A 1,288-nucleotide genomic window follows, 5' to 3' on the forward strand; every position below is an offset into this window, starting at 1 on the left:
CCGAGCGCGAGGTCGCCACCAGCGTGCCCATCCCGTCGCTGGGGGCCACGATCCCGGTGGGCCCGACCCCCGGCTTCATCGCGATGTCGCCCAACGGCAGGCTGGCCTACGTCGCCAACCGCGCCGCGGGCATCGTCACCGTCATGGACACCTCGGTCGACAAGGTCGTCGCGACGATCCCGGTGCAGGCCGGACCGCCCCAGTACCTGGCCTTCGCACCCGACGGCAAACGGGTCTACGTCTCGATCTACAACGACCAGAAGACCATCAACGTCGTCGGTGTGCTCGACACGACCACCAACACGATCACCTCGACCATCCCCGTCGGCACCCGGCCGTTCGCCCTCGCCGTCACGCCGGACGGCTCGAAGCTGTACGTGCCCAACCACGACTCCGGCACGGTCAGCGTGATCGACACCGCGACCACCACGCTGGTGCACGACATCAAGGTCGCGCCGAACCCGCACTGGGTGACCTTCTCCCCCGACGGGGCCAGGGCCTACACCGCCAACCACGAGTCGGGCGTCATCTCGATCATCGACACCGCCGACGACACCGTGCTCGGGGAGGTGCCGGTGCAGGTCAGTCCGCACAGCCTCGAGGTGGCGCCGAACGGCTCCGTGGTCGTCAACGTCAACTACGACAGCGACTCGCTGACGGTCATCGACGCGGTGACCGAGAAGGTGACCGCGGCGGTCCCGGTCGGCAGGAAGCCGCAGGACGTCGCCTGGGCACCCGACGGCCGGTTCGTCTACGTCACCGCGGTCGAGGGCGACACCCTCACGGTGGTCGACGCCGCGACCTGGACGGTCACCGCCACGCTGCCCACCGGCGAGGCCCCGACCAGCCTCGCCGTCGCGCCGGACGGCGGGAAGGCGTACGTCACCAACCTGAACAGCGGCACCCTCACCGCGGTGAACCTGACGGGCTGACGAGCGCGCGGTCCGAGCGGGGGCCTGCCCCCACCCGGGTCCGCGGGCCGGCCCCCGCAGGAGTGGGGCCTGCCTCATCGTGGCGGGCTCGGCGGAGCGGGATGCTTCCTCCCGTTCGACCCGACACCGGGACCGCCCGGCGCCAGGACGGAAGGAGAGACCGATGTCCGCTCAGATCACCCTCGTCCCCGGCGTCCCGGCGCTCACCCACCGCGACCGCGCCGTCCTGCGCGCCGTCGACGCCGGCCGCGTCCGGATCTCCGGTGGCTCGGCGCTCGTCGTCGACGGGCTGTACCTGGCCGACCCGTTCGCCGCCCCGCGCCTGTCCGAGGCCGGTCTCATCGCCGGCCTCGACG

1 protein-coding gene and 1 pseudogene are annotated in these 1,288 nt (G+C 72.0%); both read left to right on the forward strand.

Annotated features, from left to right (window positions below; all coding sequences use genetic code 11):
* A partial coding sequence (locus H5J29_RS33100) for a beta-propeller fold lactonase family protein (RefSeq protein WP_181784821.1) occupies nucleotides 1-932 on the forward strand: 932 nt, incomplete at its 5' end.
* A gap of 163 nt (nucleotides 933-1,095) precedes the next feature.
* A pseudogene (locus H5J29_RS33105) lies at nucleotides 1,096-1,288 on the forward strand (hypothetical protein); the annotation flags it as partial.

The sequence above is a fragment of the Pseudonocardia pini genome (assembly GCF_013870575.1).
Taxonomy (GTDB): Bacteria; Actinomycetota; Actinomycetes; order Mycobacteriales; family Pseudonocardiaceae; genus Pseudonocardia; species Pseudonocardia pini.